At 76.6% G+C, this 18,050-nt stretch carries 17 protein-coding genes and 1 pseudogene; 5 read left to right on the forward strand and 13 right to left on the reverse strand.

What is annotated here, in order from left to right; all coding sequences use genetic code 11:
- Window positions 1-61 precede the first annotated feature (61 nt).
- Together JE024_RS13000 and JE024_RS13005 are read left to right on the forward strand one after the other, a co-directional pair.
- The gene (locus tag JE024_RS13000) at window positions 62-568 is read left to right on the forward strand and encodes a DinB family protein (RefSeq protein WP_205373746.1); all 507 of its coding nucleotides are present in this window, start codon (window positions 62-64) and stop codon (window positions 566-568) included.
- A 96-nt stretch (window positions 569-664) separates the two neighbouring features.
- Entirely contained in the window at window positions 665-925 is a 261-nt protein-coding gene (locus tag JE024_RS13005; protein WP_187742116.1) for a chaplin, read from the forward strand.
- Between the two features lie 210 nt (window positions 926-1,135).
- Here the strand turns inward: JE024_RS13005 and JE024_RS13010 are convergent, their stop codons facing one another.
- From JE024_RS13010 to JE024_RS13020, 3 genes are all read right to left on the reverse strand, one after another.
- Window positions 1,136-1,996 carry a tyrosinase family protein gene (locus JE024_RS13010; protein ID WP_205373747.1) on the reverse strand — a complete coding sequence of 287 codons (861 nt, stop codon included), beginning with the start codon at window positions 1,994-1,996 and terminating at the stop codon, window positions 1,136-1,138.
- A gap of 17 nt (window positions 1,997-2,013) precedes the next feature.
- Window positions 2,014-2,481: a tyrosinase family oxidase copper chaperone gene (locus tag JE024_RS13015; protein ID WP_205373748.1), complete on the reverse strand. Its 468-nt coding sequence runs from the start codon at window positions 2,479-2,481 to the stop codon at window positions 2,014-2,016.
- A gap of 290 nt (window positions 2,482-2,771) precedes the next feature.
- Complete coding sequence (locus JE024_RS13020; RefSeq protein WP_205373749.1) at window positions 2,772-3,278, reverse strand: hypothetical protein; 507 nt, start codon at window positions 3,276-3,278, stop codon at window positions 2,772-2,774.
- Between the two features lie 206 nt (window positions 3,279-3,484).
- On the opposite strand from JE024_RS13020, the gene JE024_RS13025 reads away from it, so the two are divergent.
- The gene (locus JE024_RS13025) at window positions 3,485-4,747 is read left to right on the forward strand and encodes a cytochrome P450 (RefSeq protein WP_205373750.1); all 1,263 of its coding nucleotides are present in this window, start codon (window positions 3,485-3,487) and stop codon (window positions 4,745-4,747) included.
- 164 nt (window positions 4,748-4,911) lie between these two features.
- Here JE024_RS13025 and JE024_RS13030 read toward each other — a convergent pair whose 3' ends face one another.
- Complete coding sequence (locus tag JE024_RS13030; protein ID WP_205373751.1) at window positions 4,912-5,409, reverse strand: DUF5949 family protein; 498 nt, start codon at window positions 5,407-5,409, stop codon at window positions 4,912-4,914.
- 84 nt (window positions 5,410-5,493) lie between these two features.
- A complete protein-coding gene (locus JE024_RS13035) occupies window positions 5,494-6,069 on the reverse strand; it encodes a DUF4352 domain-containing protein (protein WP_205373752.1) in 576 nt (191 codons plus the stop codon).
- Window positions 6,070-6,281: 212 nt separating this feature from the next.
- Between JE024_RS13035 and JE024_RS13040 the strand changes: the two genes are divergently transcribed.
- The gene (locus JE024_RS13040) at window positions 6,282-6,560 is read left to right on the forward strand and encodes a hypothetical protein (protein ID WP_205373753.1); all 279 of its coding nucleotides are present in this window, start codon (window positions 6,282-6,284) and stop codon (window positions 6,558-6,560) included.
- An 11-nt stretch (window positions 6,561-6,571) separates the two neighbouring features.
- On the opposite strand, the gene JE024_RS13045 is transcribed toward JE024_RS13040, so the two are convergent.
- Both JE024_RS13045 and JE024_RS13050 read right to left on the reverse strand, forming a co-directional pair.
- Window positions 6,572-7,849, reverse strand: coding sequence for an NAD(P)-binding domain-containing protein (locus tag JE024_RS13045; RefSeq protein ID WP_205373754.1), 1,278 nt, complete (start codon window positions 7,847-7,849; stop codon window positions 6,572-6,574).
- A complete protein-coding gene (locus JE024_RS13050; RefSeq protein WP_205373755.1) occupies window positions 7,831-9,156 on the reverse strand; it encodes a carboxylate--amine ligase in 1,326 nt (441 codons plus the stop codon). The genes JE024_RS13045 and JE024_RS13050 overlap by 19 nt, the downstream gene beginning before the upstream one ends.
- A gap of 147 nt (window positions 9,157-9,303) precedes the next feature.
- On the opposite strand from JE024_RS13050, the gene JE024_RS13055 reads away from it, so the two are divergent.
- Window positions 9,304-10,533, forward strand: a complete 1,230-nt coding sequence (locus JE024_RS13055) for a glycoside hydrolase family 26 protein (RefSeq protein ID WP_205373756.1) — start codon at window positions 9,304-9,306, stop codon at window positions 10,531-10,533.
- Here JE024_RS13055 and JE024_RS13060 read toward each other — a convergent pair.
- The 6 genes and pseudogenes from JE024_RS13060 to JE024_RS13085 all read right to left on the reverse strand — a co-directional run bounded on the left by JE024_RS13060 (window position 10,499) and on the right by JE024_RS13085 (window position 18,049).
- Window positions 10,499-11,692, reverse strand: a complete 1,194-nt coding sequence (locus tag JE024_RS13060; RefSeq protein ID WP_205373757.1) for a GNAT family N-acetyltransferase — start codon at window positions 11,690-11,692, stop codon at window positions 10,499-10,501. The genes JE024_RS13055 and JE024_RS13060 overlap by 35 nt on opposite strands.
- Window positions 11,689-12,369 carry a YveK family protein gene (locus JE024_RS13065; protein WP_205373758.1) on the reverse strand — a complete coding sequence of 227 codons (681 nt, stop codon included), beginning with the start codon at window positions 12,367-12,369 and terminating at the stop codon, window positions 11,689-11,691. Before JE024_RS13065 ends, JE024_RS13060 begins: the two co-directional genes overlap by 4 nt.
- Before the next feature lie 581 nt (window positions 12,370-12,950).
- Window positions 12,951-14,045: pseudogene (locus JE024_RS13070) on the reverse strand (glycosyltransferase); the annotation flags it as partial.
- Window positions 14,042-14,833, reverse strand: a complete 792-nt coding sequence (locus JE024_RS13075) for a polysaccharide deacetylase family protein (protein WP_205373759.1) — start codon at window positions 14,831-14,833, stop codon at window positions 14,042-14,044. The gene JE024_RS13075 and the pseudogene JE024_RS13070, both read right to left, overlap by 4 nt.
- A complete protein-coding gene (gene murJ / locus JE024_RS13080; RefSeq protein ID WP_205373760.1) occupies window positions 14,823-16,691 on the reverse strand; it encodes a murein biosynthesis integral membrane protein MurJ in 1,869 nt (622 codons plus the stop codon). Before murJ ends, JE024_RS13075 begins: the two co-directional genes overlap by 11 nt.
- Window positions 16,688-18,049 carry an O-antigen ligase family protein gene (locus JE024_RS13085; protein WP_205373761.1) on the reverse strand — a complete coding sequence of 454 codons (1,362 nt, stop codon included), beginning with the start codon at window positions 18,047-18,049 and terminating at the stop codon, window positions 16,688-16,690. Before JE024_RS13085 ends, murJ begins: the two co-directional genes overlap by 4 nt.
- Window position 18,050 lies beyond the last annotated feature (1 nt).

The raw sequence follows: 18,050 nt of genomic DNA on the forward strand, positions 1-18,050 counted from the left end.
ACGGCCGACCGAGTGACGACCGACGGGTGACGACCGCCCGCGTGAACGAAGGAGTGTGCCCATGACCGCCGAACGGGTCGGGCCCCCGCCCCGCGCCGGGGAACGCGAGACCCTGCGCGCCTGTCTCGACTTCCACCGCGCCACCCTGGCCGCCAAGTGCGAGGGGCTCGGCGACGAGGACCTGCGCCGCCGCTCGATGCCGCCCTCGGCCCTGACCCTGCTGGGCCTGGTGCGCCACATGGCCGAGGTCGAGCGTGCCTGGTTCCGCCGGACGATCGGCGGCGAGGACGTGCCCCTCGTCTGGTCGCCGGAGGGGGACTTCCAGACGGCCTACGACGCGAGCGGCGCGACCCGCGGGGAGGCCTTCGCCGCCTGGCAGGCGGAGATCGGCCACTCACGCCGCATCGAGGCGTCCGTCGAGTCGCTGGACACGACCGTGCGCGCGCCCCGCTGGGGGGAGGACGTGTCGGTGCGGATGATCCTGCTGCACGTCGTCACCGAGTACGCCCGCCACAACGGGCACGCCGACTTCCTGCGCGAGGGCGTCGACGGGACCGTTGGGGTCTGACTTCGTCCTGATCCGTTACCGGTGTCCGGTTCGTGCGTTGAACGGGGAGTGAAGGCCGCAATCCTGCGGCCGCCTCTCGTTCTCAAGGAGAAGTTGATGTCGCGTATCGCGAAGGCCGCCGCCGTTGTCGCCGGCACGGGTGCCATCCTGGCCGGCGGCGCCGGCATGGCTGCCGCCGACGCCGGAGCGCACGGTGCGGCCGTCGGTTCCCCCGGTGTGGCTTCCGGCAACCTGGTCCAGCTGCCCGTCCACGTGCCGGTCAACGTCTGCGGCAACACGGTGAACGTCATCGCGCTGCTCAACCCGGCGTTCGGCAACACCTGCGTCAACGCCGACGGCGGCAACGGCGCCTACTGAGCGCCCGGCCGGTAGCCCGGCCCACGCACCACCCGCGGCCTCCCCCGTGTTCCGCACACGGGGGAGGCCGCTGCCGTGCCTGCGGGAACGCCGCGGGAAGCCCGCGCCCGTGCGTGAGGGGGCCCGGCCGGACGGTGTCCGGCCGGGCCCCCTCACAGGGCGGGTCCGCGCAGGGCTGGTCCGCGCCGGCGGGCCGCTCAGGCGGGCCGCTCAGGCGTAGCGGTAGTGGCGGGTGTGGTCCAGCATCGCCGACGGCCGCACGTCCCACGGGGGCATCGGCTCGTCCAGCGCGAAGACCTGCCCGTAGGCGGAATCCGAGCGCGGCAGCCGGGTGCGGGGCAGATAGCCGGACCGGGGATGGGCCTCCTGCCACCGCGCCCACAGCAGGTCCATGAAGGCGTGGTGCAGCCAGAAGACCGGGTCGTTCGGCGAGGTGGCGCCCATCATCAGGCCGCCGACCCAGCGGTGGACGCGGTTGTGGTTGCGCCACCGCTCCTCGCCGCCCGCGTTCCAGCCCTCGATCCGGTTGCGGAAGCCGGTGGCGGACGTCGAGTCCCACGGGGCCGCGTCGTACACCGGGTCGGCGAGCGCCGCCGCGACATCGGCCCTGGTGGGCAGCGACACCGGGTTGCGCGGCCGGCCGAGGTCGCGGGTGAGGAACTTGCCGTCGGTGATCCGGGTGGTGATGCGCCAGTCGCCGTTGCGGTGGGCGAACGGACCGGTCATCACCTGCCGGTCCAGCGAGCGGCCGGTGCCGCCCATGAAGTCGTCGGCCCACAGGGACGACGAGGGGCTGTTGTCCACCGTCCAGTCCCAGTAGGGCACGGACACGCCCGGATCCACCGCCTGGAGGGCCTGTTCGAAGTCCAGCAGGAAGCGGCGGTGCCACGGGAAGAACGACGGGGCCATGTGCGCGGCGCGGGCACGGTCCTCCGAGTCGGACACGTAGTACCTGCCGTGCGTCCTGACGAACTCGTCGTACCGACCCGACCTCTTCAGCGCCAGCAGCGCGTCGACGAACCGCCGCTTCTGCGCGCGGGTGAGGTTCCGCTGGTTGATGCGGGTGTACACGGGTGCGGTCCCTTCGTTCAGATGTGGTGCGGAGGGGTCATCGAAAGCTGCGAGTCGCCCAGTTCGTCGACGGCGGCCCGGGCCACCTCGCGCAGCGTCGGGAACGACTCGTAGTGGTTGACCAGGCTCAGATAGCTGCCGTCGGCGCGGCGCATCACGTGCAGCGGGCGGCCGTCGACGCGGACCTCGACGCTCGGCACGGCCGCCGGCGCCCCGGCCCCCGCGCCGAGCGGGACCATCACCGTCGCGCTGCCCTGGATGTGCCGGCCCCGGTAGGTCTCGGCGAACCGCTCCAGGGAGCGCTGCCCGCCGGGCGCCTGCCCGCGCCGGGCGCTCTCGTGCCGCCGCACCAGGACCGGGGCGAGGGCGCCGGCGGTGCCGCCGATCACGCCCGCCGTGAACAGGGCCCGCAGCAGCAGCCGGCGGGCGAGACCCCCGGCGGGCCGCCCGCCTCCGGTCTCCGCGCTCACGCTGGTCCCGATCATCTCGTCGCCCCTCCCCGTGGGTCCGCCGCCGCCTTGTACGGCTGCCTCGCCGGGGACAACGAGGGGGCGCCGAAAGGGTTGCTCGGCCGGACGGGCGCTCCACGGCGCACGCCCCCGCGCACCGCCCCGCCCGGGCACGCCCCGGGCGGCGCCGGAGCAGCCCGGGGGCGGCGCCCCGGCGGGCGCGGCGGCGCCCCGGCGGGCGCGGCGGCGCCCCGGCGGGCGCGGGCAGCCGGGGCGACGCCCCGTGACCAAGCCGGGCGCGGCGGCGAAGCCCCCCTGCCCGGGCGTCAGTTCAGCAGCAGGCCGGCGGCCGGGGAGCCCTGGAGGACCGGGGCGACGAGGCCGGCCTGCGGCAGGGTGGCCTCCGGCTGCCCGAGCAGTTCCGCGCGCGGCTGGGTGAGGGGCGCGCCGACGGAGGCCCCGGGGCTCGCCAGCGTGAGGTCGGACGCCTCCGAGGCGACCTGGGCGACACCGAGCCGGCCCTCGCCGAGCGGGTTCTCCACCGGGAGCTCCAGCAGGGTCTCGGGCAGCTCGCCGGTGAACGGGACGGCGGGCAGGGTGTTCTGCGGCAGCAGGTTGCCGGTGACGTGCCGCGGGCCCTCGGGGGCGCCGGGGACGGGCACGGGGACACCGGTGCTCAGCGCCGGCGCGTCCACGGGCAGCGCGGCCTCCACGCTCTCCAGCGGCACGGTGACCGGCACGGAGGTGCCGGCGAGCGCCGGAGCGGCTCCCACGGCCGACGCCGCGCACGCCACCAGCACCGCGAGAGATCCGCGTGTTGTCCACTTCTTCACTGTGTTCGTCCCCTCGGGAGTGACCCGGACGCGTTTCGGTCCGTTGCTCTGCCACAACGAGCACACGGACGGGACCCGTGCAGATCTCCCCCGTCCGCAGCAATTCCGGGGACGGAAGCTGACGCGCCGCCGGCCCGGCGGCGCACCGGCGCCGGGCCGGGAGGCGGCGGAGGAGACGGCGCGGCCCCCGGGCACAGGAGGCAGGCATGACGAGGAGCATCCCGGCGCAGCAGGGCGGAACGGATCTTCCCGATCCCGGCGATCCCGCGTTCTGGGCCCTGCCGCGCGGGCAGCGCCTCGCCGCGTTCGCGCGGATGCGGGCGCTGGACGCCCCCGTGCTCTGCGGACGCGGCACCGGCCGGGAGTTCTGGGCGCTGGTGCGGCACGCGGACGTGGCCGGGGCGAGCCGTCGCGCCGGCGACTTCCGCAGCGCCCCCGGTGTCACCACCCCCGAGCCGGCCGCCTGGGCGAAGGCGCTGTTCGGCAACGCGATGGTCAACCTCGACGGCGCCGAACACGCCGCCCTGCGAAGGATCGTGGCCCGCTCCTTCACCCCCAGGCTGCTCGCGGCCGCCGAGGAGAACGTCCGCGAGGTGGCCCGCCGCGCCGTGGACGGGCTGGCGGAGGCGGGGGCGCCGGGCGGGAGCCCGGCGGACGGGCCGGACTTCGTGCGGGCGGTCGCCTCCCGGGTGCCGTTCGAGGTGATCTGCGACCTGATGGGCATCCCGGCCGGGATGCGGGCCGCGGTGGCGGCCAGGGTCGACCAGGCATCGGAGAACGCCGGCGTCCGGCGCGGGCTGCGGATCCCCGGCCGCGGGCTGCGCGCCCTGGCCCATCTGCGGCTGGCGACGGCCCGGCTGGCCCGGGAGCGCCGCCGCCGTCCGGCCGGCGACCTGGTCTCCGCGCTCGTCGCCGCGGACGTCGACGGCCGGGGGCTGACCCCGCGCGAGCTGGGCGCCTTCTTCTCGCTGCTGCTGGTGGCCGGGGTGGAGACCACCCGCAACGCGATGGCCCACGGGCTGGCCCTGCTCACCGAGCACCCGGAGCAACGCGCGCTGCTGGAGGAGGACTTCGACCGGTACGCGGACGGCGCGATGGAGGAGATCGTGCGGCACTCCACGCCGATCATCCAGTTCCGCAGGACGGTGGCGGCCGAGTGCGAACTGGGCGGGCACACCTTCCGGCCGGGCGAGAAGACGGTGCTGTTCTACGCGTCCGCCAACCGTGACGAGCGGGTCTTCGACGACCCGGACGCCTTCGACATCACCCGCAGCCCCAATCCGCACCTCGGCTACGGCGGGGGCGGCCCGCACCACTGCCTGGGCGCGCATCTGGCCCGGCAGGAGATGAAGGCCCTCTTCCGGGAGCTGCTCTCGCGGCCCGGGGGGCCGTGGGCGGCGGGGCCGGCCGAGCTGGTGGACTCCAGCTTCGACAACCGGGTGCGGAGGATGGGGGTGGTGCGGGGTTGACCGGGGGCCGCGGCCGTGACCGGCGTGCGGGCCGGGGTCGCGGCACCACGCTGCGCGCGGTGTCCTCGAGCGCCGGACGGGCTGGAGTGGCCCGGGCCGGTGTCCTCGAGCGCCGGACGGCTGGAGTCGCCCGGTCCGGTGTCGCCGGCAGCCGCGGTGTCCGGTCAGGCGCGGAGCCGGGAGACCGGGAGGAGGACGTGGGCGGTCTCCTTCAGGACGGTCTCGTCGCCGAGGAACGCCTGGAGGACCTCCTCGCTCAGCGGCTCGCCGGGCTTCGCCTCGGGCCAGGCGCGGGTCGGGAGCATGAAGTGCACGCTGCCGCGCTCCTCGACGGCGGCGAGCCACTCGGCGGGGGCCGGGCACTGGGCGTTCATGTACGGCATGGTGAGCACCGCCTGTCCGCCCTGGACCAGGAGCTGGACGGCGAAGGCGCCCGCGCGGGTGCGGTCGTGCAGCACGTCCCCGGTGGTCAGCCCGAGTTCCTCGATCATCGCGGCGGCGGCCCGGCCGGCGCCCTCGGGACCGTCGGTGCCGTCGCCGAGCGAGTACGCGATGAGGTACGGGGTGTCGTGTCCCTGGGCCGGGTCGCCGGTCCAGGCGAGCAGGACGAGCGTGCCGAGCCGCGCGCGGTCGACGGGCGTTTTGAGGGAGTTCGCTGTCATGGCTCGGCACCCTAGTGCCCGCCGGGGGCCTCCCCCGTCCCCGTTCACCCGGGCAGGTGAACGGGGCGCGGGGTGCCGTCCGGGTCAGGACGTGCGGAGCGTCCAGCGGTGCTCGGCGGAGGCCGTCCCCCAGTGCAGGGTGACGGGGCGGGAGTCGTGCGGGAGCTCGAACACCAGCCAGCCGGAGCGGTGTTCGCCGGCCGTCAGCCGCCCCGACGGGAGCGGGAGGCCGGTGGTGAGCTCCCCGGCGGGTACCGCGCGGTGGCTCCGGCCCCGGTCGTCGACGATCCACGCCTCGGTCACCGGCGTCTCGTACGCCGTGCCGCCGACGTTGGTCACGGCGAGGTCGACGCCCACCCAGCGGGCGCCGTCGGCGGGGCGGCGCACGGGGCCCTCGCCCGCGGGCTTCGCGAGGCCGCGCGCCGCGCCCTTCGCGGCGCGGATCCCGATGGCGGGGTCCACGTATCCGCGCAGGGCGATGCGCAGATGCTCCCCCGACCGGGTGCCCCGGTCGTCGGCCGTGTCACCGATCCGGGCGACCCCGGGCGCGGTGGCGGCCGCCCGTTTGCCGCCCTCGCCGGACGCCCCGGGCCCCGGCCCGGCCGGGCCCTGGCAGGCGGCGAGGCCGAGCACCAGCGCCGGGACGAGCGCTGTGGTCATATGTCTCATCAGTCCCCTTTCGGCGGTCCGTTGACCGTATCTTCGGGTCCACGTCATCTGGAACGCCGACGGCGCGCTGCGGGTCACGCGGGCTCATGCGGGTGAACGGCGGGCCGCGGGGGCGGCGCACGGCCTCGAAAGGCCGTTCTGCCGTACCCCCGGCGGGCCCGCCGGGCAGTGACCTCGGGCCCCGCCGCGGCGTTGGCCGCGGTATGGCAACGACCACCGCGCCGGCCCGCTGGCAGCGTGTACAGACGAGCCCGGAACCGGCCCCCGCCCCGGCCCCGGCACCGGCGCGGCCGCCCGGTGCCAGTCCGATCTACGACCAGCTGGCGCGTGAGTGGGCGGCGGCCGGGCGCACCCTGCCGGGCCGCCCGGACAGCGAGTGGCGGCGGCTGACGCTCTTCCCCGCCCCGGCCGACGACCCGCTCGGCGTCACCGTCCCGGCGCCGCCCCGGCGCGGCTGGCTCCACGACCGCCACACGGTCTGAGCGGTCCTCGCTCAGCGCCCGCCGGCCGGGCTCGCCGCGCCGGCCCCGGGCGCCGGCGCGGGGTGCGGTACGCGCACGCCCCCGGTGCGCCCGCGCAGCCTCCGGCGCACCCCGGCCACGAGCCGCGGCGCGGTCCAGGAGGCGCCGTGCACGAAGCGCATCGCCGGCCCGAAGGTCGGGGCGGAGAGCAGTCCGGCGGCGAACAGGCCCGGGTGGGAGGTCTCGAAGTCCGCGCCGAGTTCGGGCGCGCTGGTGCCCGGTGAGAGCCGGAGCGTCCGGCCGAGGCCCTCGTCCAGCAGTTCCAGTCTCGTCAGGTCGGGGGTGAAGCCGGTGGCGGCGACCACGTGGCCGGTGTCGAGCGCCCGCGCCGTGCCGTCGGGGCCGCGCAGTTCGAGCCGTACCCGTCCGTCGGAGCGGACCCGGGCACCCCGCAGCACGTGGCCGAGCAGTTCCGGCACCTGCCCCTCGTAGCGCTCCCGCAGCCACCAGGCGCCGGCCGGGCCGAGGGCGGTGTCGGCCCGCCGGCGGCGGGTGGCGGCGGGCATCCGCCGGACGGCCCAGGGCAGTTCGGCCCACACCCAGGTGCTCCAGCCGGTGCCGAGCCCGCTGTGCGGGGTGCGCAGCGAGGTCAGCAGCGGCCGCCTGAGCGGGGCGGGCAGGGTGTTCCACCTGATCAGGCGGGTGCGGGCGACGAGTTGGGGGCGGGCGCCCGCCTCGGCGAGGAGGGCGGCGGTCTCCAGTGCCGCCTGCCCGGCGCCGACGACGGTCACATCGGTGCCGGCGAACCGGCCGAGGTCCCGGTGGCCGGTGCTGTGGGTGCACAGCTCGGGCGGCAGGGGGGCCAGGACGTCGGGCATCTCCCGGAAGGGCAGCACGCCCACGGCGAGCGCGACGGTCCGGGCGCGGACCTCCCCGCCGTCGCCGGTGCGCAGCAGGAAGCCGCCGTCCGCGGGCGTGAGCCGGACGACGGACCGGCCGTCGACGGCGGGCACGGCCCGCCCGGCGAACCAGTCGCCGTAGTCGGCGAAGGTCCCGACGGGGACGGGCCGGCCGTGGGCCGCCTCGAAGCCGCCGTGCGCCCGCGCCCAGGCGCCGAGGGTGTGCTCGCCGCCCGGGTGGGACAGATTCGACGACCAGGGCTCGGACTTGAGGTACATCCCCTCGGGCATGTGGTTGCGCCACGAGTCCATGACGCGGCCGAAGATCCGCACGTCGATGCCGGCCGCGGCGGCGTGTGCCGCGATGGACAGCCCGTAGGGGCCGGCGCCGATCACTGCCAGGTCGTGCATGGTGCGTTCTCGTTCCTCGTGTCGGGGTCGGTGCCGGTGCTGGAACCGGAGTCGGTCGCGGGGGCGCGGGCGGTCCCGGCGCCCCGGTCGGGCGGGGGGTCCTCACGGGGGCGCAGCCGCCGCGCCCCCTTGGCGAGTCCGCGGCCGAGCCAGGCCCCGGCCATCGCGGCGAACGGCGCCGGGTCGTCGCCCGCGAACCAGGCGGTCTCGACGCCCCGCCGGGCCCGCAGCCGCACCCCGCGGCCGGGGCGGGCGGAGGTGAGCGCGGAGAGCAGGGCGTAGTTCTCGGCGACGAAGACCCGGTCGGGGCGGCCCGCGGACGGCGGCACCGGCCGCCCCGTGAGGTCGAGGTGGAGCGCGCGGACGACGTCGAGCCCGTCCGCGCCGGTGAACAGCCGGAACTGGGCGCCGGGGCGCGGGTTGGCGTCGAGGAGCCGGCAGGTGCCGTCGGTGTCGCGCCGGAAGTCCAGGTCGAGGATGCCGCGGTAGCCGGCGTGCGCGGCGAGCCGCAGGGCCGCGGCGGTCACCGCCCCGTCCTCCTTCCACCGTCCCAGCGCGGTCAGTCCCGTGCGGGGCGGCCAGGAGAGCTCCTTGCGGCCGGTCCCGCCGTGCAGCAGGGCGGACCCGGCGCCGAAGCAGCCGTGGAAGAACCAGTCGGAGTGGGGCCGCTCGGGCAGGCAGCGCTGGAGCAGCAGGGCGCTGCCCGCCGTCGCCCGGCGCTCAAACAGCCGGGCGGCGGCGGCCGGTGAGCCGACGAGCGAGGTGCTGCGCAGCCCGGTCGCGGGGTCCAGCAGCCAGGGTCTGCTCCACTTGGCGACCAGCGGGACGCCGATCCGGCGCACGGTGTCGGCGGCCTCCGCCGCGCTGGCGGGGACGAAGGTGTCGGGGTGGGGGATGCCCGCCTCGGCGCACAGCTTCGCCAGTTCCGCCTTGTCCGCGAGCCGGCCCGGCAGCGCGGGCGGCTGGGCGGGCAGCAGGTAGCGGCCGGCGAGACGGTGGGCGTGCTCGGCGACCCGGATGGCGCCGAGGTCGTCCATGGGCACGAGCACGGCGGGCCGCCCGATCCGGTCGGCGACGGCGAGCAGGGTGCGGACGAGCTCGTCCGGTTCCGGCGCGCCCCGCGGGCGCGGATGGGCCCGGTGGAGATGGCGGGAGCGGGCGACGGGGCTGCGCGGCGACTCCACGACGGCGTGCACCTCCACACCCGCCCGGCCCAGCGACCGCACCGCGCCGAGGGTGCCGTGGTGAAAGGGGTTCCGGTCGAGCCGGAGCACCAGAGCCGGTACGGCCGGATCGAGATCGGTCATGCGGGTCACATCTTTCACCTGGATGGGTCTGCTCAATGCGCGCCTCTTCGCTAATGGCCTACGAACGTGTCCCACGACCGCTCACCCGAACGCATTTCTGCCTACCGTCGGGTCAGTCGCACAAAAGGCTCCACAAGGAGGAAGGCAATGCCACAGAGGCACCGTCTCATCACCACCTGCATAGCGACGGTCGCAGCCGGACTTCTTGTCTCGGGCGGCCTGGCCGGCGGCACGGCACAAGCCGGACCGGCCGGTGACGGAACCGCTCCCGCCTCAGCGGAGGGAGAGACCGCCGTCGGCGCGTATCTCCACTACGGTCCGCCCGGAATAGCGCGCATGTCGGAACTCTCCGAATGGCTCGGCGGGCGGGATCTGAAAGTGGCTCACACGTATCTCCCCGGGGATCTGTGGACCAACATCGAGGGCCGGCCGGAATTCCTGCGCCCCTGGGCCCGGTGGCGGCAGGGCGCCGAGGACCGGATGTTCGTCCTCAACGTGCCGATGCTGGACCGCAACGAGGACCGGCTGCCGGACGTGGCCGTCGCCGAGCTGCTGCGGGCCGGGGCGCGCGGCCAGTACGACCACCACTACCGCACCCTCGCGACGCGCCTGGTCGACGCCGGTGTCCCGGACACGGTGATCGTGCTCGGCTGGGAGATGAACGGCACCACGTACACCCACCGCTGCGGTCCCGACCCGCGGGCCTGGAAGGCGTACTGGAACAGCATCGTCACCACCATGCGCTCCGTCCCCGGGCAGAAGTTCCGTTTCGACTTCGCTCCCAATCGCGGCCTGGACGCCGTCCCCTGGACCGAGTGCTATCCCGGCGACGACGTCGTGGACATCATCGGGATGGACTCGTACGACCAGCCTCCCGGCGAGTCGTTCGACGACCAGGTGAATGCGCCGTACGGATTGCAGAAGCACGTGGATTTCGCCGCGGAGCACGACAAGGCGATCTCGTATCCGGAATGGGGTCTTTTCCGGAACGGTGACAATCCCGAGTACATGCGCCGCATGCTCGAATGGATCGACCGGCACAAGCCGCTCTACCAGACCATCACAGACTACTGTCCGCACGGTGTCTGGCAGTGCGAAAGCAATCCGGAGTCCTCGAAGGTGTTCCGCTCGAAGCTGTTTGCGGATTCCGGCCCGGCCGAGCCCTCCCCGGCGCCGTCGGAGCCCGCGCCGGCCGAACCGGTCCCGTCCGCACCGCCGTCCGAGCCCCCCGCCGAGCCGGCGCCGGTGCCCGTCGACGACGGGCCGAACGCCTACGACTGGTGCATGCCAGCGGACTTCCGGGACTGGGTCGCCGCGTGGGTGCCCGAGGAGCAGTTGTGCGTCAGCCTCCCCGGGACGTCGGCCCAGCCGTTCTGACCGAACTCCCCTCGGCCCGCCAGTCGTTGAGCCGGCCGCGCCATTCGCGCGCGGCCGGCAGTCTGGTGCGCACGACCTCCGCCGCGCGGTCCCGCATCCGGGCGCGCGACTCGTGCAGCCGCAGCAGCGGCTCCAGCGCGGGGCGGGCGAGCAGCAGCCGTCCGCTGGTGACCGGTTCGGGCCGCCAGTGGTTCTTGTACGGCTCCGAGCCGCGCAGCATGCTCAGCACGGCGAGGCCGTGGCCGGCCGCCTGCCGGGCGTCCTGCGCCATCAGCATCGTCGCGATGTCCGCCTTGCGTTCGCGCAGCACCGGATGGGCGCCGTACAAGTAGCTGCCGCTGAGTCGGCCTGCCCGCAGGGCGAGCCCCACGGCGACCACCTCTCCGTCCATCCGGAACTCGGTGAGCGTCGCCGTGTCCTCCGCCGTCATGCGGCTCACCGCACGCACCAGGTGCTCGCGGAACCGCGGCCGCAGGTGCTCGACGTTGACACCCCGCCCGCGCCACTGGAGTTCGTGCAGCCGCAGCATCCGGTCGACGGACGCGGGAACGTCCGCCGCCGGGACGGTGGTGGCGACGACGCCGAGCGCGTCGAGCCTGCGGAGGTTGGCGCGGGCGCGCTGGGCGCGCGACCTCGGCATCCGGCCCACCAGATCCTCGACGGGAACGGCCGGCAGCTCCATGCAGACCGAGTCGTCGAGCCGGGCCCGCGGCCCCGCCCACAGCTCGTACAGCCGCTCGGCGACGGCGCCCGGCCGCACCTCGCGCAGGTCGATCACGGCGTGCCGGGCGGCCTTCTCCAGGCCGCGGTGCAGCGACCGCAGCGCCTGGTCCGCGTCGCCGTCGTCCACGAGCAGGTCGCCGTAGTCGGAGATCGCGCCGCCGAGCGGCACCAGCAGCGGCATCGGCCGGTGCACCAGCATCAGCGGCGCGGCGCCGATCAGCCGGCCGTCGCGGCGCGCGAGGACCAGCCGCAGCCGGCCCTCGACGCCGTACGACCGCCACCAGGAGTCGAGCCAGGCGTGGCTCTGGAACGGTGTGGCAACGCCGCAGGCGCGGTGCAGCCGCCCCCATTCCGGGGCGAGCGCCGTGAACGCCCGCGGGTCCCGGCACAGGGTGACGGTGACGCCCGGTGCCTCGGGCGCGCCCTCCCGGGTCACACCCGCTCCCGTTCGGCGGCGGCTCCCAGCGGCTGCGCGGGCGCGGGCACGGCGGTGGCGGCGGTCGCCGGGCGGGTGCGCCGGGGCCGGACCAGCAGCACCAGACCGCCGATCAGACCGCCCGCGCAGGCGCCGACGGCCGTGCCCAGCGGCAGGGACGGCGAGACGGGCTCGGCGGGGGTGACGGCCCGGGAGAAGAGCATCAGCCGCACCCCGGTGTTCTTGGAGACCTCGTTGCTGCTGACGAAGACGGCGTCGGCGACCGCGTTGGCGATGTCGGCGGCCTCGCCGGGCCGGGTGGACGTGCCGGTGACGGCGATCATCGGGGAGTCGGGGGACGTCTCGGTCGTCACCCGGTCGCGCAGCTCGGACGCGGGGACCCCGGCCGCGACCCGCGCGTAGCCGAGCGTGGCGTCGCTGGTCGCGATCCGGCCGTACGCCTGGGCGAAGCCCAGCGCGGCGCCCGGCTCCGCGCCCTTGGCGGGCACCGCGACGACGTAGCTGGTCGCCGCGTACTCGGGATCCGTGACCAGGCCGTGCAGCAGACCGGCGGCCGTACCGGCCACGGCGAGGACCGGGACGGGCCACCAGGCGGGCCCGGAGGAGAACATGGCGAGAAGGCGGCGCTTGCGGCCGGGGGCCGGCGCGGGCCGCTCGTGCTCGTGTCTGGCGGTCATGGGCGTACTGCTTCCTCGGTAGGGACGGGGATCGGAGTCGACGCGGCGGGGTTCACAGTCGACGGGGCAGGGCTCACGGAGCCCGGGGGCGTGGGGCGCGGGGGCGCCGGAGGCGGGTTCGCCAGGGACGGCCCCACGGCCGCCACAGGCTCCGGGGGCGGGCCATCCGGGCTCACCGGGAACGGCCCCGCGCAGGCCGGAGGCGGACCCGCGCAGACCGGGTCAACCCGGGCCGCGCCCCGCGTCACCGGGAACGGCCCCACGGCCGCCACAGGCTCCGAGGGCGCGCCACCCGGGCTCACCAGGGACGGCCCCGCGGCGGCCACAGGCGAACCCGCGCAGGCCGGGTCAACCCGGGCCGCGCCCCGCGTCACCGGGAACGGCCCCACGGCCGCCACAGGCTCCGGGGGCGCGCCACCCGGGCTCACCGGGAACGGCCCCGCGGCGGCCACAGGCGAACCCGCGCAGGCCAGGTCAACCCGGGCCGCGCCCCGCGTCACCGGGGGCGGGCTCGCGGAAGCCGGCTTCGGCCCGGTCGCGTCCCGCGGCGGCACGTGCGGGGGCGCCGGGCGGGGGACGTGGGGGGACGGGCGGGCGCAGCGGGTGTACACGTCCGCGAGCAGCCGGGCGGTGCGGGCGATGTCGTAGTGGGCGACGGCCGGGGGCGGCGCGAGCCGGCCGGGGCGGCGGGACGCCGGCGGGGCGAGGGCCGCCACGAGTTCGCCGGTGCCCGTGCCGTGGAGGGCGGTGGCGCCGGGCGCGTGGCCGGCGGGCAGGTCGTCGACGGCCGGGCAGACGCCGTGCAGCACCGGCAGACCGGCGGCCAGGGCCTCGACGACGGCGAGGCCGAACGCCTCCTCCCGGGACGCCGAGACGAAGGCGTCCATGGCCGAGAGCAGCGCGGGCACATCGGCGCGCTCGCCGAGCAGCCGCACCCGGCCGGCCGCCCCGAGGCGCACCGCCAGGGCGCGCAGCTCCTCGCGTTCGGGCCCGTCGCCGGCGAGCAGCAGCACGGCGTCCGGCAGCGCGGCGACCGCCTCGACCAGCAGGTCGAACCGCTTGCCCGGCACCAGCCGGCCGACGCCGCCGACGACGAAGACGTCCTCGGCGAGGCCGAGCCGCCGCCGGACGGCCGCGCGGGCCGCGGCGTCGAAGGCGAACCGGTCGGCGTCGACGCCGTTCGGCACGACGTGGATCCGGCGGCCGGGCACCCCCCAGGCCCGCAGCCGTGCCTCGACGGTGGGCGACACGGCGACGGTCGCCGCGCCGAGCCGCTCGGTGGCCAGGTAGAGGGCGCGGTTGGCGCGGGTGAGCGGGCGTCCCTCGATCTCCGCCTCGCCGAGCGAGTGCTCGGTGGCGACCGAGGGCACGCCCGCGAGGCGGGCGGCGATCCGCCCGTAGACGCAGGCCCGGTAGAGATGGGTGTGGACGAGGTCGTAGCCGCCGCGCCGGACGAGGCGGACGAGGCGGGGCAGCGCGCCGAGGTCCCGGTTGCCGCCCATGCCGAGGTGGGTGACGGACACCCCGTCGGCGCGCAGCCCGGCCGCCACCGCGCCGGGGTTGGTGAGCGTCACCACGTCGCAGGCGAACGGGGCGGGCAGGTGCCGCAGCAGCAGGCGCAGTTGCTGCTCAGCCCCGCCCACGCCGAGGCCGGTGACGATGTGCAGGACCTTCACAGGGACGCCTCCTGGACGGCCGGCGGCACGGCGACGGGCGCGAACCCGGGCGCGGGGCGCATCCGGTGCCGCAGGTACTTGACGGCCAGCCGGGCGCGCCGGTCGGCGTGGCTGATGTGGGTGCGGGGCAGGGCGTAGGGGCCGGCCGCGGGCCCGGGGGCGATGGCGCAGGCGTACGCGTAGCCGGCGTCCCGCACGGCGTCGGCGGCGCGGCGGTCGGTGGTGCCGTAGGGGTAGCAGAAGCCGGCCGGCGCACGGCCGGTGATCTCCCGCAGCAGGTCGCGGGAGCGGACCGTCTCGTCGCGGAGCTGCGCGTCGGTCAGCGCGGTCAGGTCGCGGTGGAACAGTCCGTGCGAGCCGATCTCGGTGCCCTGGGCGGCGGCGGCCCGGATCTGGCCGGCCGTCACCAGCGGGCGGCGCGGGCCCTTCGGGTCCCAGTCGTTGGCGCCGCCGAGCCGTCCCGGCAGCACGAACAGCGTGGCGGTGCAGCCGTGGCGCCGCAGCAGCGGGAGCGCCGAGCGGACGAAGTCGGCGTACCCGTCGTCGAAGGTGAGCCCGACGAGACCGGCGGCGCGGCCCCGGGCGTGGGCGCGCAGCAGGGTCGTCACGGACACCCCGCGCAGTCCGCGGGCGCGCAGCGTCCGCAGCTGCCGGTCGAGGCGTTCGGGCGCGACGGTGATGCCGTAGGGGTCGTCGGTCGGGTCGCCGACCGCGTGGTACATCCAGATCCACGGCCACGCCCGGCGGGCGGTGCCTTCCGCGTGGGGGGGTCGTTGCTCATCGGTCATGACGCAGCCTCCGGTGCACGAGGGCCAGCAGGTGAACGGCTTCCGGTGCCCCGAGGGCCCGGGCGGTGACGAGGAACATCAGGGGGACGAGCAGGACGCCGGCGGCCAGCGAGACGACCGGGCCGCCGGTCACGGGCGCGGCGATCAGGGCGGCGCCGGTGGCCGCCGCGGCGGCGAGCGCCAGCCGGCCGATCCGCAGGCCGATGGCGCGCACCTCGATGACGACGACCCGGGACCCGAGGCCGTGCAGCAGCAGCAGCGCGGTCACGCTGATGCCGGCGGCGTTGGCCGCGGCGATGCCGTGCACGCCGTACGGGCCGACGGCGGCGGCGCCGGCCGCGACGGTGACCGCGAGCCCGACGGCCATCGCGGCGGCGGGGAACCAGGTGGGACGGCCGGCGGAGAAGAACGGCCGGCCGAGCGCGCCGACCAGGCAGTGGCCGAGCAGCCCGGCGGCGTAGACCCGCATCACGCCCGCGGTCGTGGCGCTGTCCTGCGCGTCGAACGCGCCCCGGCGGAAGAGGACGTCGATGATCGCGGGGGCGTAGCCGACGACGTAGGCGGTGCCGAGCAGGACGACGGTGCCGGCCATGGCGAGGTCCTCCTCGACGCGCCGCCTGGCGCGTTCCCGGTCGCCCGTGGCCATGGCCTGGGCGACGACGGGGAAGGTGACCGTGCACACCATCAGCGACAGCACCATCGGCATCTGCGCCACTTTCTGGGCGTAGTTGAGGTGCGAGATCGCGCCCGCGGGCAGCGGGGCGGCGAGGAAGCGCTCGACGAGGACCTGCGCCTGGCGGCTCACGGCGAACAGCACGACGGGGGCGAGGAGCGCGGCGCCGATCAGGGGCGTGCCCCTGGTCCGGCGGGGGCGGGCCAGCGGTGCGAGGCCGCCGAGGTGGCGGGCGAAGCCCGGGGCCTGGACGAGGATCATCAGCGCCCCGCCGACGGCGACGCCCGCGGCGGCGGCCCGTACGCCCCAGAGGCTGTGCAGGGCGAGGGTGGTGGCGATGATCCCGGCGTTGTACGCCGTGTACACGGCGGCGGGCGCGAGGAAGCTGCCGTGGGCGCGCAGGGCGGCGCTGAAGTAGCCGGTGACGCCGAAGGTGAGGACGGTGAGCGCGGTCAGCCGGGTGCACTCGACGGCGAGCCGCGGGTCGCCGAAGCCCGGCGCGAGCAGCCGCACCACGAGCGGCGCGCCGGCCATCAGCAGGGCCGCGACGCCGACCAGGACGGCGAACAGCCGCGGGAACGTCGCGGACACCAGGTCCCGTACGGCTCCCGGGTCGTCCTTGCGGGCGAGGGCGTGGCTGAACGCGGGCACCAGCAGCAGCGCCATGGCGTCCTCGATGAGCAGGGTTGCCGCGAGCTCCGGCACGGTCCAGGCGATGAGGAACGCGTCGCTCTCGGAGCTGGCCCCGAAGAGGTGCGCGATCGTCTGGTCCCGCAACAGCCCGAGCACCGCCCCGGCCACCGTGAGCACCCCGCTGACCACCGCCGCCCTGACCAGCCCCCGCCCGAGCCGCCCGCCCCGCGGGGCGGCATGCCGCCCCCGGCCCCGGGCGGCGGGCACGGCGGAAGCCGGTGCCGTCCCGGCGGGGAGGGCCTCGGCGTCCCGGACCGGGGGGTCGTCCCGGACCGCCCGGGGGGTGTCCGGGGCCCCGGGCCGCGCGGGTGCGAGGCCCGCGTCCTCCCCCGTCCAGGCCGGGTCGACGTGTGCCGGGCGGGTGGACGGCGGGGGCGGGCCGGCCGGGGTGCCGGAGCCGCCGCCCTGCCAGGCGGGGTCGACCCGGGGGGCCGGGGGGCCGGGCCGGCGGGCGGGGGCGGCGCGGGGGGCCGGGGTGTCGCGGGGGGTCATCCCCGTGCCGCCGCTTCCGGGGCGCGCGGGGCGAGCGGGGCCGGCATCAGGGCCCAGCGGGCCGTCAGGCCGACGATCACACCGGTGAGGACGGTGGACGGGCCCCCGATGTCCGCGTAGAGGAAGTCGACGGTCTGCCACAGCATCAGGCCGACCGCCGCCAGGCCGCAGTCGGCGGGCCCGGCCGCGGCGCCGGGGCGGAGCAGCCGGCGGACCGCGCCGGCCAGCACGGCGGTCCAGGAGGCGAGGAAGGCGGTGAGCCCGACCAGCCCCTGTTCGGCGAGGATCAGCAGGTACATGTTGTGCGGCGACAGCAGCGGCTGCTTCGCGAAGGACCGGCCCGCGCCCGCCGTGTCGCTGCCCGCCGAGAGCCCGATGGACGCGTGGCCGTCGCGGTGCGCGGGGAAGCCCTTGAGCCCGACGCCGGTCGCGGGCTGTTCGCGCCACATCGCCGCGGCGGCCGCCCACATGGTGTACCGGTCGGTGACCGAGCGGTCGGGCGCCGCGGTCACCCGGGTGATGCTGCCGATCCGCTGGGAGATCATCTCGGAGCCGACGCCGAGCCCGCCGGCGAGCACGACGGCGAGGGCCGCGAGGACGGCGAGGGCCCTGGCCGCCTGCCGCACCCCGGTGAGCAGGATCATCGCGAGGGCCGCGACGCCGGTGGCGATCCAGGAGCCCCGGCTGAAGGAGAGGCCGAGGGGCACCAGCAGGGCGCCCGCGGCGGCGAAGGCCGCGGGCCGCAGCCAGCGCGGGGAGCCCGGCGGGGTGCGCAGGGCGAGGGCGAGGGCGGCCAGCAGCCCGTACGAGACGACGGTGGCCATGCCCATCACGTCGGTGGGCCCGAAGGTGCCGACCGCGCGGATGTCGGAGCCCATGTAGGAGGCACCGGTGCCGGTGGCGTACTGGTACGTCCCCAGCGCGCCCTGGGCGATCGCCAGCACCACCAGCGAGCCGGTGACGGCGCGGAACGCGCGGGCGTCGCGCAGCAGCAGCGCGACGGCGCACGGCACGAGGACGAACACCTGGAGGTAGCGCACGAGTCCGGGCAGCGCGGCCGCCGGGTCGGCGGCGGTGACGGTCGCGACGGCGAACCCGGCGACGGGCAGCGCGAAGGCGGCCGCGGCGGCCCGGGTCAGCGGGCGGGCCCGTTCCCGCAGCACCTGGACGAGGCAGGCGAGGACCAGGACCCCGGAGGCGATGTCGGCCGGGGCCACCGTGCCCGGGCCGCCGCCCTCCCCGAGCGGCAGCGCGAGCAGCAGGACGGTGGCGAGCAGCGGCACGAGGAGCAGCCGGTGCCCGGCGGGGATCCGGAGCGGGGGTGCGGCGGCCGGGCCCGCCGGGACGGTGGCGGCCATG

Source organism: Streptomyces zhihengii, from assembly GCF_016919245.1.
In the GTDB taxonomy this organism is placed as follows: domain Bacteria; phylum Actinomycetota; class Actinomycetes; order Streptomycetales; family Streptomycetaceae; genus Streptomyces; species Streptomyces zhihengii.